This window comes from Mesorhizobium sp. M0306 (assembly GCF_040321655.1).
Taxonomy (GTDB): domain Bacteria; phylum Pseudomonadota; class Alphaproteobacteria; order Rhizobiales; family Rhizobiaceae; genus Mesorhizobium.
In genome coordinates, this window is the sequence record NZ_JAMYRY010000002.1 from 224,245 (window position 1) to 251,105 (window position 26,861).

Annotated in this window: 23 protein-coding genes and 1 tRNA gene; 13 read left to right on the top strand and 11 right to left on the bottom strand. The window is 61.8% G+C overall.

Annotated elements, in window-relative coordinates; translation table 11 throughout:
- Positions 1 to 203: 203 nt before the first annotated feature.
- Positions 204 to 1,625 carry an MFS transporter gene (locus tag NKI95_RS06055; protein WP_352714889.1) on the top strand — a complete coding sequence of 474 codons (1,422 nt, stop codon included), beginning with the start codon at positions 204 to 206 and terminating at the stop codon, positions 1,623 to 1,625.
- 240 nt (positions 1,626 to 1,865) lie between these two features.
- Here NKI95_RS06055 and NKI95_RS06060 read toward each other — a convergent pair whose 3' ends face one another.
- On the bottom strand, positions 1,866 to 2,561 hold the full coding sequence (locus tag NKI95_RS06060) for an RlmE family RNA methyltransferase (protein WP_352714891.1): 696 nt from the start codon (positions 2,559 to 2,561) through the stop codon (positions 1,866 to 1,868).
- On the bottom strand, positions 2,558 to 3,985 hold the full coding sequence (locus tag NKI95_RS06065) for a Ppx/GppA phosphatase family protein (protein ID WP_352714893.1): 1,428 nt from the start codon (positions 3,983 to 3,985) through the stop codon (positions 2,558 to 2,560). The genes NKI95_RS06060 and NKI95_RS06065 overlap by 4 nt, the downstream gene beginning before the upstream one ends.
- A gap of 290 nt (positions 3,986 to 4,275) precedes the next feature.
- On the opposite strand from NKI95_RS06065, the gene NKI95_RS06070 reads away from it, so the two are divergent.
- Together NKI95_RS06070 and NKI95_RS06075 are read left to right on the top strand one after the other, a co-directional pair.
- Positions 4,276 to 5,208 (top strand): putative bifunctional lysylphosphatidylglycerol flippase/synthetase, encoded by a 933-nt coding sequence (locus NKI95_RS06070; RefSeq protein ID WP_352714895.1) that lies wholly within the window; start codon positions 4,276 to 4,278, stop codon positions 5,206 to 5,208.
- Between the two features lie 119 nt (positions 5,209 to 5,327).
- Positions 5,328 to 5,401 (top strand) — tRNA-Gln (locus NKI95_RS06075).
- Positions 5,402 to 5,471: 70 nt separating this feature from the next.
- On the opposite strand, the gene NKI95_RS06080 is transcribed toward NKI95_RS06075, so the two are convergent.
- The 5 genes from NKI95_RS06080 to NKI95_RS06100 form a co-directional block, all read right to left on the bottom strand.
- Positions 5,472 to 6,326, bottom strand: a complete 855-nt coding sequence (locus NKI95_RS06080) for a hypothetical protein (RefSeq protein ID WP_352714897.1) — start codon at positions 6,324 to 6,326, stop codon at positions 5,472 to 5,474.
- A gap of 200 nt (positions 6,327 to 6,526) precedes the next feature.
- Positions 6,527 to 8,722, bottom strand: coding sequence for a multicopper oxidase family protein (locus NKI95_RS06085; protein WP_352714899.1), 2,196 nt, complete (start codon positions 8,720 to 8,722; stop codon positions 6,527 to 6,529).
- A gap of 348 nt (positions 8,723 to 9,070) precedes the next feature.
- The gene (locus tag NKI95_RS06090) at positions 9,071 to 9,640 is read right to left on the bottom strand and encodes a hypothetical protein (RefSeq protein WP_352714901.1); all 570 of its coding nucleotides are present in this window, start codon (positions 9,638 to 9,640) and stop codon (positions 9,071 to 9,073) included.
- A gap of 134 nt (positions 9,641 to 9,774) precedes the next feature.
- Entirely contained in the window at positions 9,775 to 10,437 is a 663-nt protein-coding gene (locus NKI95_RS06095; RefSeq protein WP_352714903.1) for an acyl-homoserine-lactone synthase, read from the bottom strand.
- Positions 10,438 to 10,520: 83 nt separating this feature from the next.
- Positions 10,521 to 11,243 (bottom strand): LuxR family transcriptional regulator, encoded by a 723-nt coding sequence (locus tag NKI95_RS06100; protein WP_352714904.1) that lies wholly within the window; start codon positions 11,241 to 11,243, stop codon positions 10,521 to 10,523.
- 151 nt (positions 11,244 to 11,394) lie between these two features.
- Here NKI95_RS06100 and NKI95_RS06105 point away from each other — a divergent pair, with 151 nt between their 5' ends.
- The 3 genes from NKI95_RS06105 to NKI95_RS06115 are packed head-to-tail and all read left to right on the top strand — an operon-like array spanning position 11,395 to position 14,134.
- The gene (locus NKI95_RS06105) at positions 11,395 to 12,042 is read left to right on the top strand and encodes a cysteine hydrolase family protein (protein WP_352714906.1); all 648 of its coding nucleotides are present in this window, start codon (positions 11,395 to 11,397) and stop codon (positions 12,040 to 12,042) included.
- Entirely contained in the window at positions 12,039 to 13,352 is a 1,314-nt protein-coding gene (locus tag NKI95_RS06110) for a type I glutamate--ammonia ligase (RefSeq protein WP_352714908.1), read from the top strand. Before NKI95_RS06105 ends, NKI95_RS06110 begins: the two co-directional genes overlap by 4 nt.
- A complete protein-coding gene (locus NKI95_RS06115; protein WP_352714910.1) occupies positions 13,352 to 14,134 on the top strand; it encodes an N-formylglutamate amidohydrolase in 783 nt (260 codons plus the stop codon). The genes NKI95_RS06110 and NKI95_RS06115 overlap by 1 nt, the downstream gene beginning before the upstream one ends.
- A gap of 62 nt (positions 14,135 to 14,196) precedes the next feature.
- On the opposite strand, the gene NKI95_RS06120 is transcribed toward NKI95_RS06115, so the two are convergent.
- Positions 14,197 to 15,066, bottom strand: coding sequence for a hypothetical protein (locus NKI95_RS06120; protein ID WP_352714912.1), 870 nt, complete (start codon positions 15,064 to 15,066; stop codon positions 14,197 to 14,199).
- Between the two features lie 40 nt (positions 15,067 to 15,106).
- Here NKI95_RS06120 and NKI95_RS06125 point away from each other — a divergent pair, with 40 nt between their 5' ends.
- The 6 genes from NKI95_RS06125 (at position 15,107) to NKI95_RS06150 (ending at position 21,066) form a co-directional block, all read left to right on the top strand.
- A complete protein-coding gene (locus tag NKI95_RS06125) occupies positions 15,107 to 15,739 on the top strand; it encodes a DUF4129 domain-containing protein (RefSeq protein ID WP_352714914.1) in 633 nt (210 codons plus the stop codon).
- Complete coding sequence (locus NKI95_RS06130) at positions 15,736 to 16,935, top strand: DUF4350 domain-containing protein (protein ID WP_352714916.1); 1,200 nt, start codon at positions 15,736 to 15,738, stop codon at positions 16,933 to 16,935. The genes NKI95_RS06125 and NKI95_RS06130 overlap by 4 nt, the downstream gene beginning before the upstream one ends.
- On the top strand, positions 16,922 to 17,878 hold the full coding sequence (locus tag NKI95_RS06135; protein WP_352714918.1) for an AAA family ATPase: 957 nt from the start codon (positions 16,922 to 16,924) through the stop codon (positions 17,876 to 17,878). The genes NKI95_RS06130 and NKI95_RS06135 overlap by 14 nt, the downstream gene beginning before the upstream one ends.
- Positions 17,875 to 19,185: a DUF58 domain-containing protein gene (locus NKI95_RS06140; RefSeq protein ID WP_352714920.1), complete on the top strand. Its 1,311-nt coding sequence runs from the start codon at positions 17,875 to 17,877 to the stop codon at positions 19,183 to 19,185. The genes NKI95_RS06135 and NKI95_RS06140 overlap by 4 nt, the downstream gene beginning before the upstream one ends.
- Positions 19,182 to 20,213, top strand: coding sequence for a stage II sporulation protein M (locus tag NKI95_RS06145; RefSeq protein ID WP_352714921.1), 1,032 nt, complete (start codon positions 19,182 to 19,184; stop codon positions 20,211 to 20,213). The genes NKI95_RS06140 and NKI95_RS06145 overlap by 4 nt, the downstream gene beginning before the upstream one ends.
- Positions 20,214 to 20,277: 64 nt before the next feature.
- On the top strand, positions 20,278 to 21,066 hold the full coding sequence (locus NKI95_RS06150; protein ID WP_352714923.1) for an RDD family protein: 789 nt from the start codon (positions 20,278 to 20,280) through the stop codon (positions 21,064 to 21,066).
- Between the two features lie 751 nt (positions 21,067 to 21,817).
- On the opposite strand, the gene NKI95_RS06155 is transcribed toward NKI95_RS06150, so the two are convergent.
- Positions 21,818 to 22,504: a D-lyxose/D-mannose family sugar isomerase gene (locus tag NKI95_RS06155; RefSeq protein ID WP_352714925.1), complete on the bottom strand. Its 687-nt coding sequence runs from the start codon at positions 22,502 to 22,504 to the stop codon at positions 21,818 to 21,820.
- 141 nt (positions 22,505 to 22,645) lie between these two features.
- Between NKI95_RS06155 and NKI95_RS06160 the strand changes: the two genes are divergently transcribed.
- On the top strand, positions 22,646 to 23,704 hold the full coding sequence (locus NKI95_RS06160) for a D-TA family PLP-dependent enzyme (protein ID WP_352714927.1): 1,059 nt from the start codon (positions 22,646 to 22,648) through the stop codon (positions 23,702 to 23,704).
- A gap of 13 nt (positions 23,705 to 23,717) precedes the next feature.
- On the opposite strand, the gene NKI95_RS06165 is transcribed toward NKI95_RS06160, so the two are convergent.
- Both NKI95_RS06165 and NKI95_RS06170 read right to left on the bottom strand, forming a co-directional pair.
- Positions 23,718 to 24,473 (bottom strand): heme ABC transporter permease, encoded by a 756-nt coding sequence (locus tag NKI95_RS06165; protein ID WP_352714929.1) that lies wholly within the window; start codon positions 24,471 to 24,473, stop codon positions 23,718 to 23,720.
- A 261-nt stretch (positions 24,474 to 24,734) separates the two neighbouring features.
- Positions 24,735 to 26,504, bottom strand: coding sequence for a glucan ABC transporter ATP-binding protein/ permease (locus NKI95_RS06170; RefSeq protein WP_352714931.1), 1,770 nt, complete (start codon positions 26,502 to 26,504; stop codon positions 24,735 to 24,737).
- Between the last annotated feature and the right edge of the window lie 357 nt (positions 26,505 to 26,861).

The window sequence follows — 26,861 nt, forward strand, 5'->3', positions numbered from 1 at the left end:
ACGTCCCGTCGCCGTTGAAAAGCCGATGGTTGTGTAGTGGCAAAGCTGCATTTGCCCCAGGTGCTGCAAGACTTGCGGTCGCACAAACGTGACAGCAATTTAATGCGACATCCGGGCCAAGGCATGATAACCGCCCTACGTGTCGGTTTGGCCCTCAAGGCCGGCAAGCAAGCGGCGACGCACATTTCAAGGCCGGATCCATCGTGAACCGCACCATTCCGCTTATTCTGGCGGTCGCTCTATTCATGGAGAACATGGATTCGACCGTCATTGCGACATCGTTGCCGGCGATCGCCATCGACATCCACACCAGCCCGATCGCGCTCAAGCTGGCGCTGACCGCCTATCTGGTATCGCTGGCGATCTTCATTCCGATCAGCGGCTGGATGGCCGACCGCTTTGGCGCCAAGAATGTCTTCCGTGCCGCGATCGCCGTGTTCATCGCCGGTTCGGTCGCGTGCGCCATGTCCAATTCGCTGCCGGCTTTCGTGGTGTCACGCTTCCTGCAAGGCATTGGCGGCGCCATGATGACGCCGGTCGGACGCCTGGTGCTGGTACGCGCGACGCCGAAAAGCGAACTCGTCGCCGCCATGTCATGGCTGACCGTCCCGGCTCTGGTCGGCCCGCTGGTCGGCCCGCCGGTCGGCGGCTTCATCACGACCTATTTTTCCTGGCACTGGATTTTTCTGATCAACGTGCCGATCGGGCTGATCGGCATCTGGCTGGCCACGCGTTTCCTGCCAAAGACCGACCCTGCCGAGACACCGCCACTCGATTTCATCGGTTTTGTGCTGAGCGGGCTGGCGGCATCGGGCATTGTGTTCGGCCTGTCGGTGGTCAGCCTGCCGGCTCTGCCGCCCGCTGCCGGCTTTTTCACCGTAGCCGTCGGGCTGGCGTCGGCGGTGCTTTATCTGCTGCACGCGCGCCGCGCCAAGAATCCGCTGCTGGCGCTCGAGCTGTTTCGCAATCGGGTGTTCCGCTCGTCGGTGCTCGGCGGCGGATTGTTCCGCATTGGCATTGGTGCCGTACCTTTCCTGTTGCCGCTGATGTTCCAGATCGGTTTCGGGCTGACGCCGTTCCAGTCCGGCATGATCACCTTTGTCTCGGCGATCGGCGCCATAGGCATGAAATTCGTCACCGCGCTGATCTTCAGGGTCGCCGGCTTCCGCCGTGTGCTGATTTCAGGCTCGCTCATCGCTGCCGCGTCCATCGCCATCAACGGCCTGTTCACACCCGATACGCCCTATGGGCTGATCCTCGCCATGCTGCTCGCCGGGGGCTTCATCCGCTCGATGTTCTTCACCGGCATCAATGCGCTTGCCTACGCCGAGATTTCGGCCGCCGACACCAGCAAGGCGACGCCGATCACGGCGGTGTTCCAGCAGTTGGCGATCGCGCTCGGCGTGGCGCTGGCCGGCGGCATCCTGGACGTGTCGACCAAGATCCATGGCGGCCCACTGACGCTGAGCGACTTCCACACCGCCTTCTTCATCGTGGCGGCGGTGTCGGCGGCGGCCTCGCTGTCGTTCATGCGGCTGGCGCCGGACGCCGGCAATGCCGTGTCGGGACATGGCCGACTGACGCCGCCGAAGACCCTGGAGCCGGTGAGCCCGCCGGGGAGTTGAGGGGGCGGAGCGGTACAGAACGGAGCAATGCAGAACCGTAGCGATCCTTCCCACCCCCCTCTGTCCTACCGGACATCTCCCCCGCAAGGGGGGAGATCGGTTGTGCTACCGCTTTCGCCAATGTTCAACGTTGCAGGATTAGACGGCGCGCCGAAGCTGCCAATCTCCCCCCTCGTGGGGGAGATGTCCGGCAGGACAGAGGGGGGTGCTGTCCCTCCAGCGTCAACAAGCTGAGGCAGCTTAACCCTTAAAATCCTTCGCCAACAAATAGAGCTCCACCGACTCATCGCGCGAGGCCGGCGGCTTGACGTGATGGACCGAGCGGAAATTCCGCTTCAGCCTGGCCAGCAATTCGTTCTCGGCGCCGCCCTGAAACGTCTTGGCGAGGAAATGTCCGCCCGGCTTCAATACCGACAGCGCGAAATCGGCCGCCACCTCGCACAAATGCATGGTGCGGATGTGGTCGGTCCGCTTGTGGCCGGTGGTGGGTGCGGCCATGTCGGAGAGCACGATGTCCGGCGGCCCGCCCAGCGTCTCGGCCAGCTTCTGCGGCGCCTGGGGATCGAGGAAATCCATCAGCAGCACCGGCGCGCCCGGCACCGCGTCCATCTCGAGGTAATCGATGCCGACGACGTTCGGGTGTTCCGCCGTAGATTTCGTACGTGCGGCGGCGACCTGGCACCAGCCGCCGGGTGCCGCACCAAGGTCAATCACCTTCATGCCGGGCTTGAGCAAATGGTGCTTGTCGTCGATCTCGATCAGCTTATAGGCGGCGCGCGAGCGATAGCCATCGGCCTTCGAGCGCTGGACATAGGGATCGTTGATGTGGCGCTGCAGCCAGCGGCGCGACGATTCCTTCAGCCCGCTTTTCTTCTTGATCTTCGTCTTCAGCACGCGAATGCCGGCCGAACTCGGTCTTTCCGGTTTCTTCGTCATTGCCGGCCACGCCCACTGTTGCGCCAGACGCCGTCATCGGCCATCAATTCGCTCAATATTCCCTCGCGCAGGCCACGGTCGGCGACACGCAGCCGCTCCGACGGCCAGACGGCGCGGATCGCCTCCAATATGGCGCAGCCGGCCAGAACCAGGTCGGCGCGGTCGGCGCCGATGCAAGGGTTGGCGACGCGCTGTTGGAAATCCCAGCCGACCAGTTTTTCGACCATGCGATCAACGCTGTCGCGATTCATCCACAGCCCGTCGACGCGGCGGCGGTCGTAGCGTTCGAGATCGAGGTGGACGCCGGCCAGCGTCGTCACCGTGCCCGACGTGCCGAGCAAATGGAATTTCGGGCTGGACAGGAGGTGGCTCAGCCGGTCGCGCCCGTCGAAGGCGCGCAGCCGCATTGCGACATCCTCGACCATGGCGCCAAAGATCTCGCGCGTCACCGCGCGGCCGCCGAAACGCTCCGCCAGCGAGACGACGCCGACCGGCAGCGAGGTCCACGACACGATATGGTTGGCAAGCCTTGGCGAGCGCTGACCGGTGAGGTCGATCAGCGCGATTTCGGACGAGCCGCCGCCGATGTCGAACAGCACGACGCCTTGCGTGTCGCGCTCGACCAGCGAGCCGCAGCCCGACACTGCCAGCCGCGCCTCGGTCTGGCGGTCGATGATTTCGAGCTTCAGGCCGGCCTCGCGCTCGACGCGCTCGAGGAACTCGACGCCGTTGGCGGCGGTGCGGCAGGCCTCGGTGGCGATCAGCCTGGCCTTCCTGACCTTGCGGTTACGCAATTTGTCACCGCAGATCTTCAGCGCCTCGACAGCGCGGTCCATTGCAGCCTCGCCGAGCCGGCCATTGGCGGTAAGGCCCTCGCCCAGCCTGACGATGCGCGAGAAGGCATCGATGACGCGGAACTGGCCATGACGCGTCGGCACCGCGACCAGCAGGCGACAATTGTTGGTGCCGAGATCTAGCGCGGCAAAGACCGGCAATTCCTGCAGCGGCGGCGGCGTGCGGGCACCTTGCCCCGGCCTTGGCGAGGCTGGAGGCAATTGCGCGATTGAAGCCGATTGCGCGATCGAGGACTGGGGCGCGATCGAAGCCGCTGGCTGGGGCTGGCGAGCGGCCGGGGCATCGCCGGCGGCTGGCACCGAAGTGCCTGATATCACCGGACGAGCCTCGTCGCGTGCGAAAACCTTGCGCCCGCGCCGCCGCTTGCGCCGCTTCTTGGGTTTGCCGTTCTGATGAGGGCCGTTCTGACCCTTGTGATCGTGGGACGTGTCGCCAGCCTGTCCATTGCCGGACCGGGGCTGCGCCTGACGGCCGTAGCGTCCGGCGGATGGGCTTGCCTGGCCGGGCGGCGGCGAACCCCTGGACACGCCCACTTCCGGCGCGCCAGCGCCGGCGTCGTGGTCTTCCACTGTCGTTCCTTCCGGCGCCGCGCGAACCGAGACCGGACGCAGCAGGCGCTTTTACATGTTCAAGTTGCGGCCAGACTATCAGCGCCGGGCCGGATCACCAAGAGTGCTCGCGGCGAATTTTGCCGGCGGCGTTGTCTCGCCCCTGCCCTCGGCGGATGATGGCGCGCCTTCCCGGTTGAATAGCCGGCTTCAATGAGGCATTTCTGAAATGAACCATTCGGGAGCGCCGGCGATTTTCCTGCTGCGAACCGGAAAAACGGGTACGGGCTGCAACGCATGATCGTCACGCCATGAACTGGAGGCGTTATTTCTGGCCCGTCATCGGCATCGCCGCGGTGGTGTTCTCGCTGTGGCTGCTGCTGCACGAATTGCGCGGCATTTCGCTCGACGACGTCTGGGACGGCATCGTCGCCATCCCGGCGCGCGGCTGGATGCTGGCGGCGCTGAGCTCGGTCATCGCCTATGCCTCGCTCGCCGGCTACGACCACATAGCGCTGCTGCACATCGGCAGACGAGTCTCGTGGCTGTTCGTCACCTTCTGCTCGTTCACCACCTACGCGCTGTCGCACAATATCGGCGGATCGGTATTTTCCGGTGCGGTGATCCGCTACCGCGCCTACGGCACCAAGGGCCTGACCGGCCAGGATGTCGGCATTCTGGTGGCGATCTGCTGGATCACCTTCGTGCTGTCGACGCTGTTCGTCTCAAGCATCGTCCTGCTGCTCGAGCCTGAGGTGATCGACCGGTTTTCCGGCACGCCGCACCACAAGCTGTCGCAAGCGGCAGGGCTCGCCATGCTGCTCTTGGTGGCGGCCTATGTCTTCGGCAGCTGGCTGCATCTGAGGCCGCTGAGGATCGGCAGCTTCCAGTTGCACTACCCGGCGCTGCCGATCGTAGCACGGCAATTGCTGGTCGGCCCGATCGAGCTGCTGGCGGCGGCGGCGATCATCTTCTTCGCCCTGCCCGCCACCGGCAATCCCGGCTATTTCGTCGTGCTCGGCGTGTTCCTGGTGTCGTTCTCGATCGCGCAGATCTCGCATGCGCCGGGCGGGCTCGGCGTCTTCGAGGTGGTGTTCCTCGCCGGCTTGTCACATATGGACCAGGTCGGCGTGCTGGCGGCGCTCCTGGTATTCCGGCTGTTCTACCTGATCATCCCGCTGCTGATCGCGCTCGGCGTGGTGCTGTATTTCGAGCGCTCGCAATTCAGCCGTAGCGCGAATTGACGCGCCGGAAGCCGACGATTGAGCCCAGACACAGGGTTGACTATTTTCCGGCGGCGGCTACAAGGCACGCGCGGCGACATCGTCGCCCTGCCCGCGTGGTTTTCAACAGCCGCGCCTGCTGGGGAATAGGTTAACGGTAGACCCACGGACTCTGACTCCGTTAGTCCTGGTTCGAATCCAGGTTCCCCAGCCAATGACCTCAATCGCTTCCGTGCGCGTCATTGGCATGCGACTCGGCTCCGCCGCTATCAACGATTAAGCAGTTACAAAGCCTGCTTCGAAAACGCGTCAGAAAGAGTAAACATCTTCGGCTTTTTGGGCATGGTCGAGAAGTCGATGAATTGATCGCGATAAGTTTTAACGTAATCCTTTGGAGGCATAATTTCTTTCAGGTGCTCCGACGGAGAGAATCTTATATTTTTGTGGTTCGGAAATTTATATTTCATATAGCTGATTAGCTGCTCACTCAATAAGTCGCAGAAAAATATCGCATCATCGACGTACTGGGCGATGTTGTCTGATTCTGAAAGTATCATCTGATGAAAGTAATAGACGGCGTGGGCGTTTAAACCATCCATATTTTTCAAAGAGTGCTTATCGATCAGCGAATTTCTGGACGCTATTCGGTTATTTAGATCCTCCAGCGTGAATTCCGCCTTATGTATTATTGAAAGCATCATCGGTATATCACTTATAAATTCGCTAAACTTGTCATAGTCTGGGAATTTCATCACCCCTAATCTGGGGAATCCTAAGAAGGTTCTAAGCGGCTCTGCAATATCAACAATTTCTTGCGGTGGTCTAAATTCATTAATTGCCATCCTCAGCTTATCGCAATCTGATTTCAAATCACCTATCATCTGATATTTCATATTAAGCAGGTTTTCTAGGTTCGAAGCGCAGGCATACACGACCTTCTTCAGATTTGAAATACCCAGGTGAATGACAGTTTCGCGGTCTTTTCTTGATTCATACTGAAGTTGCTTTCTATTCAGATATATTGATACTGCAAAACCTGCCATCACTCCAATGAGTGTGGAGACCGTGTCTGAGGCAAATTGCACCCATTCACTGCTCAATGTAGTTACGATTGCACTGGATGTCCCCGGCAAATCCACGTCTGCCCCCCCGTTCGCGTGACAGCCTACTGCACACAGAGTGCGGAACCGAGAGAGCGCGAATTGGTGGTCCGCGTCCTTCTGGTGCTGCGTCCAACTCACCATTTCGCGGCTATGGACCCACTGTTTGACGGCTATAAATGAAGCGATACACCCAGCAGGTGCACCGTTATCCGGTCTTCCCCGCATGACACTGCCGACTATCGCTGGTACTTGCCCAATCGCATCTGGTCAAGCGTGAGCCAAATACCCGTGGTAATCGTATTCCCCAGCCGTCGGTCGATGTGCCTTTTCGACCAGAACCGACGATGTCGAACCACCTCCAATGGAGCCATCAGACCTGCATCTTCATGCTCAAGGATGTGGCAGTGGTAAACGTATTTGCCGATCTGCTCTTCCGAATCGAAATTCATGACAATGAAGACAATTCCATTTGAAGGGACCGGGACGGTATCGTGCCAAGTGCTTACGCCGGTACTGTCTTCTTCGCGAATTGACGCCAACTGGGCATTTGACGGATAACGAACGGTGCGGGGGTCGATACCGTTGGCCTCCAGGTCAGAGGCAGCAGCCAGGCGGAACTTCATCTGGTGGATGTGAAAATTGTGCAGCTCAGATGTTGGGTTCTCGAGCTCCCACAGTTGGCCATGACCGTTAGAAAGCTGAACGCATGTGTGCTTAGGACGGTCTTTGGTGCCGTCCCAATCGACTTCACCTTTTGCATCCAAATAAGCGTCGAAGCCCACAGGACCGATACCTGCGTCAGGGTCAGGTTCGAAACTGTCGATCGGATAGACGCCGGTGGGCTGTGGCGGATGAACAAGGTTCGTCCAAACGCGCCACGTGTCAGGCATTGTGCCACTGGCGAACGTCACACGTCGATGTTCGCGTGTATTCCTATCGATGTCACGAACGCAGCCTACCGGGAGGTCGGGCAGTGGTGTAGCTTCCAAGATTTCAGACAGGTGGAGATTCTCAAACTCGGCATAAGGCAGATTGAGATCGGTCGCGACGCGCTCTGCCACGGCTGTGGGAGATCGTTCCAATATAACTCTAGCCAATTGAATCTCAGGCCAATTGTCTCCATTGAACTTTGGATCCGCTCCGGTGCTGACAGGCCCGGTTCTGAGCAAATATCTCCGGACCTTGGCAGATTGAGTGTCGTTCCGGATGTAAATCTCCGCTCTGGCTGCAGGCATGAGAGTGAGCGTTGACAATTTGGCGGCTTTGTTTGGTACCGCCGGTTCACTCCGCAAGAGCGGTTTGCCCGGAACAACACCATCCACGCTGAGCAGATCGAACGGCAGCAGGCTTCCATCTGCCTCCGATACAATCCGAAGATCATAGGTGACATCGGCGCTCAGATTGGCGATACGCCACAGCCCATTTCGGCCTGCCCCGATATCGACCGTAGGAAAACGCTGCCCGTTGACGGTGAACAGCCAAATATCATTTGCATCGCTCGGGCTTTGACAAAAACCCTCTCGCTCTTGCGACGCGGGAAGAGGCTGATCGCCCATCGACGGCGCACATTGGTTATGACCCGCGATGTGGACCCACTGTGCCGGAGCTTCACCGGAAGCTTGATCAGGAGGGATAGAGGTCTTTAGTTTAATATCACGCAGCATCATATAAGAAATGTCTGTAATCGCTCTAAGATCACCTGTCAGTTTCTTCTCCCGCGCCGGATCGACGTCCCGCACAGATATGTTGGCATCCCCCGAACCAATTGAGAGGACGCCAGACATCCCGCCGGCGACCTGTCCAGCTGAAAGGCCATGAATGTGAGAGTGGTACCAATAGAGACCATTCGGGTGTGGAATAATGCCTGCGACGCCATCGAGAATACTTGAGGGCAAGGCAGTGGGTACCGTGATGCTGTAGTCCAACCACTCCCCTCGCTTCAAAGAGACGAAGACATTGTCGCCATTCCCGTGAGTTGGGTCGGCAGCGTTATCCGGTGAGACAATCAAGCCATGTGTATGTAGGTTGGTGGCCTGCTCCATATGCAAGTCATGCGCCATGTTACCATGTTCGACCGAGGAAGGCTGCTCAAGGGCGTCCACGAGACGGACCTTTAAGGTATCGCCAGCGTCAAGTTCCAGCACAGGCGGCAAGTAAGCGCCGTTGTAATTCTCTGTCTCCACGCGATATCCTCCGACCCGAACGGGGGCCGTTGTGGCGGTTAAGGAGACAGTCAAATCAGAGTGGCCTTCCCTGGTTTCTGACGGTGCAACTCGACAGAATGGTGAAGGTTGCGGCGACCCGCCAAAGATGATCGCTGAACAAATTTCCGGTTGAATCAACAACGGATGCTGCGCATCGGCGGCATCGGCGACATTCTCCCCCAACGACAATAGGCTTGCCAAGCCAAAGCGCCCAAAGATGACCATCATTCGCGGCACCTTGGAAAAAGCCGTAGGCACGGAATCAGCTCCTATTCATCAGACGAGTTCGGATATAAGGACGTAATTTCAGTAGATCGGTATCGCTGCAAGAAAACCGCCGCATGCAAGCGCTTGCCGGCCGAGCTACCGTCGAATGCTCTTCGGTGCCCACCAAGGGAATGGCCAGGGAACCGGCAAGCCTTCCCAACTCATCAAGGCTTTGGTCGCCTCACTGAATTACGGTGACAGTGCACTTTGGCCATGAATAATGCGTGGTAGCGGGCTTTTTGCTTCCGCCAAACGCTCGTGCTGGAAGCGCGAGGCTTTCTATTTTCCTAGTGGAGCATCCCTCCGCGTTCAGCGAATTACTTTGCAGATTCGCAGGCCGATAGCCGCGTGCTGGTGCGCGCCCCCAGTATGGGTATGCTGAGAGGGAAGAGCCGTCCCTGTCACGTTGAGACTTGTACCTTCATGAGGAACCGTCGTATCACGATCTAGGGTTCCTTTCCGCTGACCACCTCCAAGCTGGGAAGTGCGCCCCTTCACTTCATGTGAGTGCTGGCCGCCCGCATGGTCGTGCGATCCATCGCCCTCTATTGTTGTCGGCGCGCCTACTACCGCCATATCTACAAGAATGAATCTCCCGCTGAACTGGTCCGTTACATCCTGAAATATCCGTCCAGCACATTTGCGTTCGGAGAGAATATACGTCCCTACCGGCAGGGAAGTGGCCAAAGCCTCTTCTTCCAATACACTGACCCGATGGTTCAAATCAGATACAAAGTCAGTAAGCCCTTGGGACGTAAAGGGTTCCGCGCTTTTGGCGTCGGCCGTTTGCCCGAAAGCATTCCCCATCGTCAATGAAAGAGAAACCATTGAACATGCAAGTATCGTCGTTATCTGTGTATTCTCATTAACGGTATACATCGGCTGTCCTCCCTTTGACGTTTGTGTGTACAAATAGTAAACTAGACTTCAAGACAATTTCTTCGAAATTGTGAAACTCGAATAGTCTGAATCTTTCTCCAACGCATCTATTATTATGATCCGGCTATTCCTCCCTAGGCGCGGTCAAGTACCGCTATATCACTGGTTTTCTGGAAGAACGGCATCTGCCTCCCCCTTCGCACCAGCAACGAATGCCCTATCCCAAGAATCTTCCGAACACTCGCCAATGCCGCCTCATTCACCTCGATATATGCGACGATGTACCACTCGCCGTTTTCTTCCCTGGCCATTCCCATCGGCTCGGCACGCCATTTCAGCGCGCCGTGGTGGGGCATGAAGTAGGTTTCCTGGACGCCGCCGACGGCGCTGAGGCCCTCGTCGAGAGCGTATTCCATTACCGCGCAGCACAGCTGCGTCAGCGTTCCCCTCAGCCCGGCAGTTCGTTTGTCGGGAACGACGAATGTGCGGGTCCATTCGGCCCAATCGGGACGTCTTGGGACGCCCGATTTTTCGCACATGTGAGAAAAAACCTCCGAGACCATGTGCGGCTCGCTCGTTGGGATCAATCGAGCCGAAGTCACTACGCGATCGTCTTCAATGCCCAGCAGGTATGTCGCCGCGTCTGTATCGAATTGATCCAGTTCGCGACCATCCGGGCTCGGAGGGCGCCAGCGTTTTTGATGCACGAAGAAATCGTGCCGGCGGCGCAGAAATTCGTCGAATTCGTTTTCGTAGAGATGCTTGTTATGCGCGTTGACTACGTGGGCCGTTATCATGGCGCGATCCCCCGATCGTTCTCGCAGGGATATTTGCAGCCTCGCTAATGTACGTCACCTGTCCGATGGGACAGTTGACGCGTTTAGGGGTGGATCAGGCGCCGGCGCACTGCCTCGACGACCGCCTGCGTGGTCGTTGCGACGCCAAAAGCCTCACGGGCTCTTGTCGAATGCCATTTGACCGTTCGCTCGGTCAGACCAAGGATTTGGGATGTTTCCGACGAGGTCTTGCCGGCTGCGGCCCAGAGCAGCACCTCTTTTTCCCGGTCGGTCAGCACGCCTTCATCGTCATCATTGTCGTCCGCCAAGGCCTGGATCGACATGCCGGCATAGACCGCCATGGTCACCAGTTGCACTTGATGGCGCGGCGAGAGGGTGCAGGACTTCGCGGAAGAGGCAAACGACAGCACGGATTGCCAATGGTGAATGCTGAGCATCGGCACAGCGAAGCCGCTACAGATGCCGAACTCCGTCGCCTCGCCGGCGACCCGTCGTGAACCTTCCGTATCCGACCACTTTGCCGGGACTTCGGACCAAAGGAACGGCTTCAGGGTTTTTGCCGAGTAGATGCAAACACCATCAACCGCGGCATGCTCGGCCTCGACATAGCGTTCGAACCAGCCGGCCGGCCAGCCATTCAGTTCGACCATCGGCGCAAGTTTCTGGCCACTGAGCGGCACACCGCTCAGAATAAGGTGCTCGAAGCCGAGATTCCTCACGGTTTCGAGAAGGTCACTTAGCAGCGGCCCGGTAGCTGTATGTTTCCTGCAGCGTTCGACAAAGTCGAACACGTCTGAATCGATCATGACAGAGACCCCCGTCTCCACGCCCGAAACAAAGTTTAGCTCAAATTAGCGACTTCGAATACTCCCAATAAGTGTGTCCGCCACGCAGGACGCGTGGACCAAAATCAGCTAAATCAGCCGGATTGTGATCAGCAACACAGGACCAGAAAGCATGACGCCAGCATTGCCGAAACGAAACGAGCCGTTCCGGGCCGGCGAAACCGCGCTGCTGCTGGTCGACATGCAACGGGTCTGGCTGGAGCCCGGCGCCGATCCGGCGCATCCGGAGCGCGGTCCCGATCACTATTTCTACCAGCAGACGGCGTCGCAAACGATCCCCAACCAGGAGCGCCTGCTGGCGGCGGCGCGGGCCAACGGCGTCGAGGTGATCCATACCATCATCCAAAGCCTGACCGAGGATGGCCGCGATCGCTCGCTCGACCACAAGCTGACGCCGATCCACATCGCGCCGAGCCGGCCGGAGGGCCTGCCGGTGCCGTCGCTGGCGCCGGTCGGCGACGAGATCATGCTGCCGAAGACGTCATCGGGCGTCTTCAACTCGACCAACATCGATTATGTCCTGAAAAACCTCGGCGTTCGCTACCTGATCGTCGCCGGCATCATGACCGACCAGTGCGTCGACATGGCGGTGCGCGATGCCGCCGATCGCGGCTACCTCGTCACGTGCGTATCGGATGCCTGCGCCGCCGCCTCGCAGGAGCGCCATGACGGCGCGCTTAAGGCGTTTGGCGGCTATTGCTGGGTCGCCGATACCGCCACCGTTACGGCCCGTTTCGAAGCCTTGGGAAAAGCTGCATGACAGTCGAACCGCTGGTTGCCGTCGTCACCACCGACCTTTCGGCGATCACGCGCGGCCGCTCCGTCGTCGAAAGCAGGCTGCAGACGATCGCCGCGACCGGCGTCGGCTGGTTGCAGGCCAATCTGTCGCTGACGCCGTTCAATTCGATCGTCGACCCCAATCCGTGGGGCTCGTCCGGCGACGTGCGTCTCGTTCCCGATCTCAACGCGCAGTTTCGCACGGCGCTGACCGGATCGCCGACGCCTTTCGACATGGTCGCCGGCAACATCGTCGAACTCGACGGCAGCCCGTGGGTCGGCTGTACGCGGACCATGCTGAGCGATGCGCTGGCGGAGTTGAAGGCGGCGGCCGGGCTTTCCGTCATCGCCGCCTTCGAGCATGAATTCCACATCGAGGGCGACTTTGGCCCGGCTCATTCGATGTCGTTGGCAGCACTGCGCCGCGCCGACCCGTTTGCCGCCAATCTGATGGCGGCGCTGGCGGAAGCCGGCGTCGCGCCCGAAGTGGTGATCGCCGAATTCGGCACCGACCAATTCGAGGTGACATGCGAGCCAGCCGATGCGCTTGCCGCGGCCGATCGCGCCGTCGCCATCCGCGAGATCACGCGCGAAGTCGCGCGATGTGCCGGCTGGCGGGCGAGCTTCGCGCCCAAGATCGCGCCGGATGCCGTCGGCAACGGCGTCCACATCCATTTCAGTTTCGTCGACGAGGCCGGCAAGCCGGCGACCTACGACCCGGCCCAGCCCGGCGGCCTTTCCAGCCGGGCCGCGTCGTTCTGCGCCGGCGTGCTGCGCCACCTGCCCGCGATCACCGCCATGACGGCGGCGAGTGTGTCGTCCTACTACCGGCTGAAGCCGCATAGCTGGAGCTCGTCCTACACCTGGCTTGCCGACCGCGACCGCGAGGCTAGCCTGCGCATCTGCCCGACGGCGACGATCGGCGGGCGCGATCCGGCGCTGCAGTACAATATCGAATACCGGGCAGCCGACGCCACCGGCAATCCCTATTTGTCGCTGGCGGCCATCGTGCGCGCCGGGCTGGAAGGGCTGAAGGCCAAGTTGCCGGCGCCGCCGCTGGTCTCGGGCGACCCGACGCAGATGAGCGCTGCCGAGCGCAAGAAGCTCGGCCTCGTAAGGCTGCCGGAAACGCTTGCGGCGGCACTCGACGCGCTCGTCGCCGACAAGACCGTCACGGGATGGTTCGCGCCAGTCTTCGTCGAGACCTTTGTCGGCCTCAAGCGGCACGAGACCGGGCGCCTCGCTGGTCTCGATCCAGTGGCTGTCTGCGACCTCTACCGGACGCTCTATTGATGGCTGAGCCGCTTGCCAGCGCCATCCAGCCTCACGGTTGGCCACCAGCGGTCGAAGCGATCAACGAAACGGGGCGTTCCGATATCGTTCTGATATGCGAGCACGCGTCCAATCACATCCCGGCCGAGTATGCGCGGCTCGGTCTCGACAGCAGCCATTTGCAGCGCCATATCGCCTGGGACATCGGCGCCGCCGAAGTGACCCGCGCTCTGTCGAAGCTGCTCGATGCTCCGGCTTTCCTCAGCTCCTATTCGCGGCTTTTGATCGATCTCAACCGGCCGCTTGGTTCCAGCGGCAGCATTCCGGTGGTGTCGGAGGACACCGGCATTCCTGGCAATGTCGGCCTCGATCCGGAGGAGCGAAGCCGGCGTGCCGAAATCATGTTCACGCCGTTTCATGACCGCGTGGCCGCCCATCTCGACGACCGGGCGAAGCAGGGCAGACCGACGCGGATCGCGACGATCCACTCCTTCACGCCGGTCTTCCTCGGCATTGCCAGGCCCTGGCACGCCGGTGTGCTTTACGACCGGGCAGTCGATTTCGGCCAGGCAGTGCTTGCCGGCCTGCGTGCCGACAGTGCGGTCAACGCCGCGGCAAACGAGCCCTATGTGATCAGCCGTGACGGCGACTATGCCATACCCGTCCATGGCGACGATCGCGGCATTCGGGCCGTCCTCATCGAGATCAGGCAGGACCTGCTGGCGGGCCGCTCCGGCATCGAGGAATGGGCGAACCGGCTGGCCGCCGTCTTGCCGGCGCAACAGACTAAGAAGCTCTTGTGAGCGGCCTCAGCCTGCGCGAGCGCGCGTTAGAACTGTCGCCGGCGGAGCCTAGCGAAGTCTCTTCACGAGAAGATCTCCGCCAAGTCTTCGACGCTGGTGCCTTCCTTGACCTGGCGCAGCTCGACATAGCTGACTGCCGGGGCAATCGACGTCACAATGGATACGATCGCTGTCACCAGGGCGCCAAGAAATATGCCTGTGGTTAGGCCAAAGACCATGATCGCAGGGCTGAGCACGGCCTGGATCAGCACCACAGCTATGAACAGGACAATCCAGAATCCGAACAGAGCCCAGCGGCTTCCTTTGGTAAGTTCCCGGCTGCGTTTCATGCTGCCGAAGACCCCCAGTCTTTCCTGAACCAAAACAGGCACCGCGACAGACCAACGAAGCCACAATATGATGCCAGGAACGAGCAGAAGCATCGCGCCGGCGGCCGCGCCGAGGCTCACCAGCAGCGCGATGCCTATCACCGGCAGTAGGAGGGAGATTGCCGTCTTGAGGCAATCGCCAATCGATGGTCGCTTGCCGTTCAGATCCTCGATCGCGGCACGCACCAGCGCCGCCTGCAGGATTGCCGACAGTGTCATGGAAACCAGCACGGCAACGATCGTGGCAATGATTCGTTGGGCTGAGAACTCCGGAACGCCAGCCTCGACGTTGGTCGCCCATTTCCAAATCCAAAGCTGGTAAAGGAGCGTAGGCAAGCCTGAGAACAGCATTGCCAATCCGAGGCAAAGCACTGGATTGCGGCTGATGACAGCGAAGCTGTCGTTGAAAACCCTGCCGATGCGAAATTTGTTCGGCCGTTCCAGTGTCACTGATGTCACGATACGTCCCCCTGCCTCGCCGCCGCATGTGGCTGGCGGCCCCGCTGGTAAATCTGCCAAGATTGAAGGTCGCCGTCCAGCCCACTTGCAATTCTTCCGCTGCATTGTCAGTGTCGGCTGGGAACCACAGGTTGCAGGGGAGCGGGTGGCGTTGGCACAGCCAGGCACAGCGGAAGCCGAATGGCTGACCAATCTGCACAAGCAGCTGATCGCCGATGAGTCGATCCAGTTCGACCTGCCGGCCTATGTGCCGCCAAAGCCGCCCGAGTGGCTGAAACCTCTGCAGGATTTTTTGTCGTGGCTCGGTCCATACATGATCTATCTGTTCTGGGGGGCGGTGATATCGGGCGTCGCAATCATCCTGCTTTTGGTCTTCCTCGAGGTGAAAGGCATCGCCTGGCGGCTGCCGTGGCAGCGCGCTCGGCCCGAAGTCGAAGACGAAGAAACCTGGCGTCCCGACGCCGGCGCCGCGCAGATCCTGCTGTCGCAAGCGGATGCGCTGGCCGCACGCGGCGACTATGACGAGGCGGTTCACCTTTTGCTTCGGCGCAGCGTCGCCGATATTGCCGGCCGACTGCCGGACTTCCTGCGCCCGTCGCTCACCGCGCGCGACATCGCCAATGCCCCTTCCCTGCCGGGAAGGGCACGCCATGCGTTTACCGAGATCGCCCGCATTGTCGAGGCGGCGCTGTTCGCGCGCCGGCCGGTCGGCGCGGAAGGCTGGCGGCAAGCACGCGGCGCCTATGAACGTTTCGCCTTCCGGGATGCCTGGACGTGAGCGCACCCGCGGTCGAGGCGCAGGAGCCGTTCAATCGAAAGACACTGTTTTGGGGAATTTTCGCCAGCCTGCTTGCGGCAGCCGGTTTCTTTCTGCTGTCCACCTATGCTCCCGACTTCCGGCAGCCCGGCAATGGCGGCGCCACGCCGCTGTCGAAAAGCGGCGTCGGCTACGCCGGCCTGGCTGAATGGCTGCGGCTCACCGGCGAGACGCCGGCCATGGCGCGGACCGAGGACGATCTCGGCACCGACATGCTGCTGATCGTCACCATCTCGCCCGATAGCGATCCGGGAGCGCTCGACCACATCCTCAACCTTCGCCGGGACCAGAACACGCTCTTCGTGCTGCCCAAATGGCAGATCCTGCCGCTGCAGGAGCATGAAGGCTGGAACATGAAATTCGGGCGATTGCCCGATTCGGTGGTGAACGAATGGCTTGGCCGCATTGCCGATGCAAAGGTCGGTGCCGGCCAGAGCACGGCAAAGCAACTCGACATCGAAGGCAACATGGTTGCCGCACCCGAAGAATTGCAGTGGGTGGCCGACAAGTACCCTCTCATCGCAGCCGGCAATGACAAGGCTGTGCTTACCGAACTAGACGACAAGCCGTTCTATATCCTGACTGACCCTGACCTGATCAACAACGCCGCCCTCAAGGATCCCGAAAAGGCAGCAGCCGCGCTCGCGCTGATCGCCTTGCTCCAGCCGGACGACGGGCCGGTGATGTTCGATCTGACGCTGCACGGCGCGGGGCGAAAGTATGATCTGGCCAAGCTTCTGGTCGAGCCGCCGTTCCTGGCGCTGACACTGACGATCCTGGTCGCCGCGGCGCTGGCGTTCCTGCATGGCCTTGGCCGGTTCGGCCCGCCGCGCGCCGACCAGCGCGCGATCGCCTTCGGCAAGCGTGCGCTGGTCGATACGACGGCGATGCTCATGCGGCGTGCCGGCCGGCTGGACGAGCTGGGAGGCCGCTATGCGGCCTTGATGCGGGTGCGCGCCGGCGCGCTGCTCGGCGCACCGCAAGGGCTGCAAGGCAAAGCGCTCGACCACTGGCTCGACTCTCGCGATAAGGAGCAAGCCGGCGGCTTCACGACGCGTTCGCAAGCCGCCGGCGAGGCCAAGAACCTGACGCAGATGCAACAGGCAGCTGAGCGGCTGCACGACTGGACGGCAAGGAGGCTCGGTGAACGTCGATGATGTGAAGGCCCTGGCGACACGGATCAGGGAAGAAGTGGCCAAGGCGATTACCGGGCAGCACGATACGGTCGACCTGATGCTGACCGCCTTGTTCGCGGGCGGGCATATCCTGCTCGAAGGTCCTCCCGGTACGGCCAAGACAATGACCGCACGCTGCTTCGCCCAGGCGCTTGGGATCGCCTACGGGCGCATCCAGTTCACGCCGGACCTGATGCCCGGCGATATCGTCGGGTCGAACATCTACAACTTCCAGACCGGGCAGTTCACGCTGACGCGCGGTCCGATCTTCTGCGATCTTCTGCTTGCCGACGAAATCAACCGCACGCCGCCCAAGACGCAAGCCGCGTTGCTCGAGGCGATGCAGGAGCATGCGGTCACCTTCGACGGCACCACGCATTCGCTCGGCCGCAATTTCATGGTCGTCGCGACCCAGAATCCGATCGAGCACCAAGGTGTCTATCCGCTGCCGGAGGCGCAGCTCGACCGCTTCCTGTTCAAGCACCGCGTCAGCTATCCCGGCCCCGAGGAAGAACGAGCCATCATCGTCCATCACGGCGGCGGCTCCGCCTCGCACGATATCGCGCAATATGGCATCAAGGCACAGACTAACCGCGAGACGCTGCAGGAGGCCCTTGAAGTCGTCGGCTCCGTCACCCTCGTCGACGATGTCGTCGGCTACATAGCGGCGCTGGTTCGGGCTACGCGCGAAAATGCCGATCTGGAAGTCGGGGCCAGCCCGCGCGCGGGCGCCATGCTGGCGCGGGCGGCGCGTGCCCGGGCGGCGCTGGACGGACGGGCCTATGTGATCCCCGACGACGTCAAGGCGCTGGCAGTGCCGGCGCTGCGCCATCGCGTCATCCTTTCGCCTGCGGCCCAGATCGATGGCCGCCTGGTCGAGCAGATCGTCTCCGACCTGGTCGACCAGACGGAAGCACCACGTTGATCTATCCCAGCGGCCGAGCGGTATGGGCAGCAGCGGCCGGCGCGGTGCCGGCCTTCCTGGTCGCGCTGGCACTGCCGTCGTTCTGGTATCTGGGATTGCTGTGGAGTTGCCTGCTGCTTGCCTTCCTGGCGGTGGATGCCGCGGCAGGACGCGGACGGGCATCGCTGAATGCCAGCATCGATGCGCCGCAGCAGGTCGGTGTCGGCGGGGAATTCGGCGTGCAAATCGCCGCCCGTCATTCGGGGCGGTCGCGCGCCGCGGAGGTTCGCGTCGGCCACGATGCGCGTCTGGCGCCGGTGGACGGCAGCGGCGGGGCCTTGCAGCCGACGGCCGGAGGCGGGTCGCTCGACCTTCGCTTCCAGGCGCTGCGGCGCGGCGTCGCCAGCTTCGACCGTCTATGGGTGCGCTGGCGCGGGCCGTTCGGGCTGGTCTGGAACCAGGTCGTGCTGCCAGTGGAAAGCAAGGTCGCGGTGCTGCCCGACGTCAGCAGCGCCCGCGGCGAGGCGATCACGCTGCTGCAACATGCGGCGCTTGCCGAAGGCCATGCGCAGCGCCGCGCCGGTCAAGGCCGCGAGTTCGACGCGCTCAAGGATTACCAGCCGGGCATGGGCCGGCGGATGATCGACTGGAAGCGCAGCGCCCGCCACGGCAAGCTCTTGGCGCGCGAGTTCCGCATCGAGGAGAACAACAACATCGTGCTGGCCATCGATAGCGGACGCCTGATGTGCGAGCCGGTCGACGGAGTGCCGAAGGTAGACCGGGCGGTAACGGCCGCCTTGCTGTCGGCATTCATCGCGCTGAAGGGCGGCGACATGGTCAGCCTGTTCGGCTTCGATGCAAGGCCGCGCGTTTCAAGCGGCGCGGTACGCGGCCCCGCCAGCTTTGCGATGATCCAGAAACGGGCCGCCGAGATCGACTATTCCAGCGAGGAGACCAATTTCACGCTGGCATTGACGACGCTGGCGGCGCGGCTCGACCGCCGCTCGCTGGTCATCATCTTCACCGATTTCGTCGATCCGATCAGTGCCGAATTGATGCTGCGCACCGTGGGCCGGCTCACCGAGCGGCATCTCGTGCTGTTCATGATGATGAAGGACACCGAACTGGAGGGCCTGGCCGACATGCCGCCACGCTCCGGCGAGGACGTTGCCCGCGCGGTCGTTGCCGGAGGGCTCTTGCGCGAAAGGCAGGTCGTCATCGGCCGGCTGCGGCTGCTCGGGGCGCATGTGATCGAAGCCGACCACAACCGGCTGGGTCCCGCGCTGGTCGAGCGCTATCTGCAGTTCAAGCAGGAGGATTTGCTGTGACGGCGCCAGTCGCCGGCAATGCTGTACGCGGCGATGCGGTACGCCAGTCGCTGGCCAGCTTCCGCCGCGAGCGCGAGGCCGACTGGAAAGCATTCGAGGCGCTGCTGGCGCGTATCGAGAAGCGTGCGCCGCGGACGCTTTCCGAAGAAGAGCTGCTGTCGCTGCCGCTGCTCTATCGATCGGCGCTGTCTTCCCTTTCGGTGGCGCGCGCGACCTCGCTCGACAACGCGCTGGTCGGCTATCTCGAAGCGCTGTCGCTGCGCGGTTATTTCTATCTCTACGGCGCGCGGCGCGGGCTGCGGCAGCGCCTCGCCGATTTCTTCCTGCACGACTGGCCCGAGGCCATTCGCGACCTGTGGCGCGAGACATTGGCGTCGGTCGCGCTGATGGTGATCGGCATTGGTGCAGGCGCCTGGCTGGTGGCATCCGACAAGAGCTGGTTCGACGCGATCATCCCGCCCGGCCTGGCAGGAGGCCGCGGCCCCGACACCTCGGCCGAACTGCTGCGCGGCATGCTTTATGATGGCGACAATGGCTTTCTCTCAGGCTTTGCCGCCTATCTGTTCACGCACAACGTCCAGGTCGCGATCCTGGCCTTCGCCCTCGGCTTTGCCTTCGCCGTGCCGACGGTACTGCTGATGCTGTTCAACGGCTGCATGATCGGGGCGTTGTTCCAAGTCTATTGGTCCAAAGGGCTAGGCATGGAGCTCGGCGGGTGGCTGGCCATCCACGGTACCACCGAATTGTTCGCAATCTCTTTGGCCGGCGCAGCCGGCATGCGCATCGGCACGAGTATCGCCTTTCCCGGCGAATTGACACGCATGGCGGCAGCGGCTCGCGCCGGACGCATCGCCGCAAATGCCATGGTCGGGGTCTCGGTCATGCTGCTGTTTGCCGGGCTGCTCGAGGGCATTGGCAGGCAGACCATCACCAGCGACGTCACGCGCTACGCCATTGGCGGTGGCATGCTGGTGCTGTGGATCGGTTATTTCTATATGTTCCGGGCGGTGCGGCATGGCGATCGTTAAACGCGCCGCCTTCACCGCAATACGGCCGCTGATCACGCCCGAAGGCGTCGATCTCCGGATAAAGTTGGCCGACGCCGGCACGCGGGCTGCCGCCTTCCTTCTCGACGTCGTGTTCATCGCCGTAGCTGCAATCGTGATCACGATCGTCGCGCTGTTCGGGGTGGGAGGCCTGGGCAGCGAGGGATTTCAGCCGCTCTTTGTCGTCTGGATCATCCTGATCTTCTTTCTGCGCAACGCCTACTTCATCGTCTTCGAAGCGGGCCGGCGCGCGTCTACGCCCGGCAAGCGGATCGTCGGCATCCGGGTCGCGTCGCGCAGTGGAGACGGCCTGTCGATCGACCAGGTGATAGCCCGCAACCTGATGCGCGAGATCGAGGTGTTCCTGCCGCTGTCGATCATCGTTGGACGCAGCGGGACAGACCTCGCCGACACGCTGACGACGGTGTTCGGACTGGTGTGGACGCTGCTGTTTGCCTTGTTCCCGCTGTTCAATCGAGACCGCATGCGGATCGGCGACCTGTTGGCGGGGACCTGGGTGGTCGAGGCGCCGAAGCGCGCCTTGCTTGAAGACCTGTCGGCACGACAGGATCCGGCGGCCGGCGCGTTCCGGTTCAGCCACGCCCAGCTCGATGCCTACGGGATTGCCGAACTCCACAAGCTGGAGGAGGTGCTGCGCCGCGACGACTATTTCGCCCTGCGGACGGTGGCCGAAACGATCGGACGCAAGATCGGCGCGGCGCCCCAAGCCCATGACGCACGTGCGTTCCTGACGGCGTATTACGGGGAGTTGCGGGCGCATCTCGAACGCAAGCTGCTGCTGGGCAACCGCCGGGTCGACAAGCATCAGCGTTAGACCAGGAGTGGAAATGCACGAAAAGCGTGCGCAGCAGCCCATTGCCACCGAAGATTGACGCTTGACCGGTGCCATCTTCTCCCGCAAATTCAGTCTCGCGGGGTTGAAATGCCTATCCGTCCGTGGGTGCTCGTGTTCCCTATCCTCTGGCAGTCGCAAGCGGATGTTGCCAAGAAAACTCCTCGAGAGTTCCAGGTTCTACGGAAATCAAGCTGCAAGGAGACTTCCTTGGCCACTTTCGTCACTCAATCCACTTTCCAACGAGCTGGCAGCCAAATGGTGTGGTTTTGGAAGCTCGGAACAGGCGATGCCTACTGGGGGTACTCGGTACGTGCGGCAGTCGTGCTTCGCACGGCCACTTTGCGCTGGGAAAGCCTGTATACCTACATCGACGAGACAGGCCAGACCGAGGTAATACAGACGAACGTATCAGACGATATGCAAATAAGATTCGCGGCGATAAGTTCTCCCTGAGGAGCCAAGACATGCCAATAGCGCTTTACGCGGTATACGATTCCCGAGGCGTCATCATTGCTGCCTCACGAGTCGATTCCGACGATGACAAGTCGGCCCCGGCGCCAATCCCACAGCCCGGCGAGGGCAATTACTACGCGCTAATCCCGCTTGACGAAGCCCACGTCAAAATGCCGCTGGATCAGCTGTGCACAACGACTCGGGTCGACTTGCGACAGAAGCGGCTGATTGCCGAGGACCTTCACTCTCAAGCGTAAGTGTTCCTCGCCACCCTGCCCTACCCCACCCACTTCTCGTAATCGGACACCAACAGGTGCAGCGGTGCTGTGTCCTCGTCGATGTCCGCGAAGCGGCCGATCGGCTCGCGGAAGACGTTGTCGGTGAGATCGTCGTTGACGGTCGAAACCTCGCCGATCAGCACGTCCTTGCCCTCGGCCCAGAAGGCGTGCCAGACACCCGGCAGCAAAGTGACGCTCTGGCCTGGGTCGAGCTTCAGGAGCCCACCCGCAGGTAGTCTGTGGATGGTTCCGTCGACAGGCACCGATACTTCGGCCTTCGGATCGATGCCGCCATCGCGATCATGCATGAACAGCTCCAGCACCAGTTTGCCGCCGCCACGGTTGATGATGTCCTCGGCCTTGATGTTGTGGCGGTGCATCGGCGACAGCTGATCCTTGCGCGAGATCATGATCTTCTCGGCATAGAGCATGCCCATGCCCTTCTTCATGTCCTCGTAGCGGCCGTTGCGAACGGTGAACAGGAACAGGCCGAGGTCGTCAAACTTGCCCTGGCCGTAGTCGGTGATGTCCCAGCCAAGCCGAGAAGAGAAGATCGCCGCCGAATCCTGCCGGCGCGCCTTCATCTCTTCCGGGGTCCAGTAGGCGAAGGGCGGCATGATGTAGCCGAACGAGCGGATGAAAGCGTCGGCGTCGCGGATGATGTCGTTGATGGCGGAGCGTTTCATGATCGTGGTTCCTTCTTCAGGCGGCGCCTACAGCGCATAACCGAACACCGATCCGGTGTCGACGTAAACCGCATTCTGGCCTCATGACATCGGCGACGATCAGGGCCATAAGTCCCGACAAATTCCCAAAGGTGACATTCCATGCGCAGCATAGACGACCTCGATACGCCAGCGATCCTGATCGATGCCGACCGCGCCGAAGCCAATATCGCGCGGGCGCAGGCCCATGCCGACAGCCATGGGCTGAAGCTCCGGCCGCACATCAAGACCCACAAGCTGCCCTATTGGGCGAAGAAGCAGGTCGCGGCGGGCGCCATCGGCATCACCTGCCAGAAGATCGGCGAGGCCGAGGTCATGGCCGATGCCGGACTGACCGACATCTTTCTGCCCTACAATATCCTCGGGCGGGCCAAGCTGGGGCGCCTCAAGGCGCTGCACGGCCGCGTAACCCTGTCGGTGACGACCGACAGCATGGACACCCTGATGGGACTTGCCGCCACCTTTACCGATCCCGGCCACCGCCTGCCGGTGCTGGTCGAATGCGACACCGGCATGGGCCGCTGCGGTGTGCAGTCGGCCGGCGAAGCAGTCGCGCTGGCGAGCGAGATCGACAAGGTCCGGGGGCTCGTCTTCGGCGGCTTGATGACCTACCCGGGGGCGGGCCGCGCCGTTGAGACCGAGGCGTGGCTCGCCGATGCGCAGCAAGCGCTTGCCGCATCCGGCCTTGCCTGCGATCGTATCTCCAGCGGCGGCACGCCCGACATGTGGCGTTCCGGCGAGCATTCCGTCGTTACCGAATACCGCCCCGGCACCTACATCTATCTCGACCGCTACCAGGTCGCCAAAGGCGTCGGCAGCCTCGACGATTGCGCGCTGACGGTGCTGTCGACGGTGGTCAGCCGTCCAACGCCGACGCGCGCCATACTCGACGCCGGCAGCAAGGCCCTGTCTAGCGACACGCTGGGGCTCGCCGATTTCGGCGAGCTGCTGGGCATTTCAGGCGCAAGAGTGACCAGCCTCAGCGAAGAGCACGGCAATGTCACGCTGTCAGGCGACGCCGAGCTTCGCATCGGCGAGCGCGTGCGGGTCGTGCCCGACCATTGCTGCGTCGTCACCAACCTGTTCGACGAGGTGCATCTGATCGAAGGCGAGACGGTGATCGAGACGCTGCCGCTCAAGGCGCGAGGACGTATGGCTTGATCCTGTCGGTTGGCTAACGCTCGGCTTGCCTCGCGGCAACCCGGCGCATCGAAATGACGCGGCGGCGCCGGATCTCGGTGCGCATTGCCGTCAGATGCAGCGCGAAGAACAGCACTGTGAAGCCGAGTGCCATCACCAGCAAGGGCCACAACAGGCTTGGATCGATGGTCGGCCCGCCGAGCCGGAACACCGACGCCGGCTGGTGCAGGGTGTTCCACCAGTCGACCGAAAATTTGATGATCGGGATGTTGATGAACCCGACCAGGGTGATGATGGCGGCGGCCCAGGCGGCGCGCCCGGCATCGTCGAGCGCGCGGGTCAGGGCGATGATGCCGAGATACATCAGGAACAGGATGAAGACCGAGGTCAGCCGAGCGTCCCACACCCACCAGGTGCCCCACATCGGCTTACCCCAGATCGAACCGGTGATCAGCGCAAGGGCGGTGAAGACGGCGCCGATGGGTGCCGCCGATTTCAGCGCCACGTCGGCCAGCGGATGGCGCCAGACCAGCGTGCCAAGCGCGGAGACCGCCATAAGCGTGTAGCACATCATGGCAAGCCAGGCGAATGGCACGTGGATATACATGATGCGCACGGTGATGCCCTGCTGGAAGTCCTCAGGCGCCGCGAAGCTCATATAGAGACCGACAGCGAGGATTATGGCGGCCACGCTCGCCAGCCACGGCACGACCTTGTCGGCCAGCGCGACGAACCGCGTCGGGTTGGCAAGATCCATCCAGCCGGAGAGGCGTGAAGTCGTGTCGCTCATGCGGCTTTACATAGACCCCCGGCGGAGTGGCGGCAACCACAGCGGCGGTGCGTCTTCCCTTCTCCCCTTGTGGGACAAGGTGGATCGGCGCGTAGCGCCGAGCCGGATGAGGGGTGTTGGACGGAGTGAGGCGCCAATGATCCTATTTGCCGTGCGCCGAAGTCTGGATTTTGGATGAAGATTTGCGCCAAGCTGAAGCATCCCTCATCCGACCTCGCTTCGCGAGGCCACCTTCTCCCACAAGGGGAGAAGGGAGAGCACTCAGGCGGCTTCGTTCACCGGACGGCTGAGGCGGCGGACCTCCTCGTCGTTGAGCAGACCGCCGGCGCGCAGCAGGCTGGCGAAGCGGCCGTTGCGCAGCGACAGTTCGGTGAACCCGCCCATCTCGACCACCCGGCCCTTGTCCATGAACACGACCAGATCGGCGTCGCGAACGGTGGTCAGTCGGTGGGCGATGATGAAGGTGGTGCGGCCGCGCCGCAACTCATCGATGGCGTCCTTGACGCGATCTTCCGTCTCGACGTCGAGCGCGCTGGTCGCCTCGTCGAGAACCAGGATGGGCGCGTCCTTCAGCACCGCGCGGGCGATCGCGATGCGCTGGCGCTCGCCACCGGACAGCTGTCCGCCGCGTTCGCCGACGACCGTGTCATAGCCCTCGCATTTCGACAGGATGAAATCCTGGGCGGCGGCGGCATTGGCCGCAGCATGGACCTCGTCATAGGTCGCCTCCGCACGGCCGACGCGGATGTTGTCCTCGATCGAGCGGTTGAGCAGGCCGGCATCCTGGAACACGGTGGCGATCGAATGGCGCAGCGACTTGCGGGTCACCGTGCGGGTGTCGATGCCGTCGATCAGGATACGGCCGCTGGACGGGGTAAAGACGCGCTGCAGAAGGTTGATGAGCGTCGTCTTGCCGGCGCCCGTCGGGCCGACGATGGCGACGGTCTGGCCGGCCTGGACCTCGAACGACGCGTCGTCGACGCCCTGCCCGGAATTGCCGAACTCGAAGCAGACATTCTCGAAACGCACATGACCGGTGACGTTGACGAGCTCGCGCAGCCCGTCGGGCTCGGCGGCATCGGAAGCAGAGTCCTCGAGATAGTAGAATTCCTCGAGCTTGGCGCGTGCCTCGGAAATCTGGTTGGCGAAAGCCGACATCTGATCGAGCCGGGCAATCAGCAGCGTGGCAAAGCCGGTAAAGGCGATGACGTCGCCGATGCGCAACTGGCCGTGCGTCACCAGATAGGCGCCAATCAACAGCACCACCATCATCGAAATCGTCGACGACAGGCGGTGCAGCGCGTTGGCCATCGCCCACCAGTCGAGTACGGGATTCTGTGCGTCGAGCAGGTTCTTGACGTAGCGCTTCAGCGCCTCGGTCTCATGGCCGATGCGGTTGTAGCTCTGCAGGACGGCGACGTTGCTGACCGAGTCGGTCACATGCGCAAATACCTTGTGGTAGTGCCGCTCTACGGCCGCCTGGCCTTCCTTGGTGCGCCGCATCACCAGCCGTCCGATGCCGACATAGAGCGCGCCAAGCGCCAGCAGCACCATCGACATGCGGATATCCATGCTGAGCGCCGTGGGCACCAGCAGAACCAGCGCGACCGCGGTCGACAGATGCTGCCGCATAAATTCCAGCCAGAGGCTGAACAAGGTCTCGATGGCACGCAGGAGCGTGTGCAGGGAATTGGAGGTGCCGCGCTGATGATGCCAGGCAAGCGGCATGGTGATCACGCGCTCGAACGACTGGCAAAGAACCTCGCTGCGCCGCTGGTGGGCAAAGCGATCGGCGCCGCGCGCCACCAGAACGAAGGCGATAATGTTGAACGCGCCGAGGCCGGCCCACATTGCGAGCGTCGAGAATACCGAGCCGCGGTCCGAAATGGCATCGATCACCCGGCCGAACATGATCGGCTCGAGGATGGCGATAATGGCAAGCGCGACATTCGCCCCGCAGATAAACGCAACGCGTTTCCTGTCGGCAGCGAGATAACCGAGCGCTCGCCAGTAGATTTGCAGAAGTGACACTTCAGCTACTCCGCCAATTATTTATGGTGCAGTGCGTCATTTTTTGACTCGTATCGGTTGACGCGTCGCAAAACAATGCTCGTCTACCTCTTCCGTTCCCATTCCGCGAACAAAAGATGACGACGCTTCGAAATTTGCCGTGATCGTCTAACAGTTTGAGATAAAAGGTGAAATGTCAGCGTTGCGGCAAAATCATGGCAGCTGGAAAGCACTGCCACAATTTTAATCAGCAAGACCCCGGGCACGACGTCTAAAGTCGTGTGCAGGCATTCAGCAAGGTCAAACGCAAATATAACCGGTAGAGGCACTTGGAGCGCCCGTGCGTGCCCTGGGGAACCCTGAGCGACGCTCCAAGTC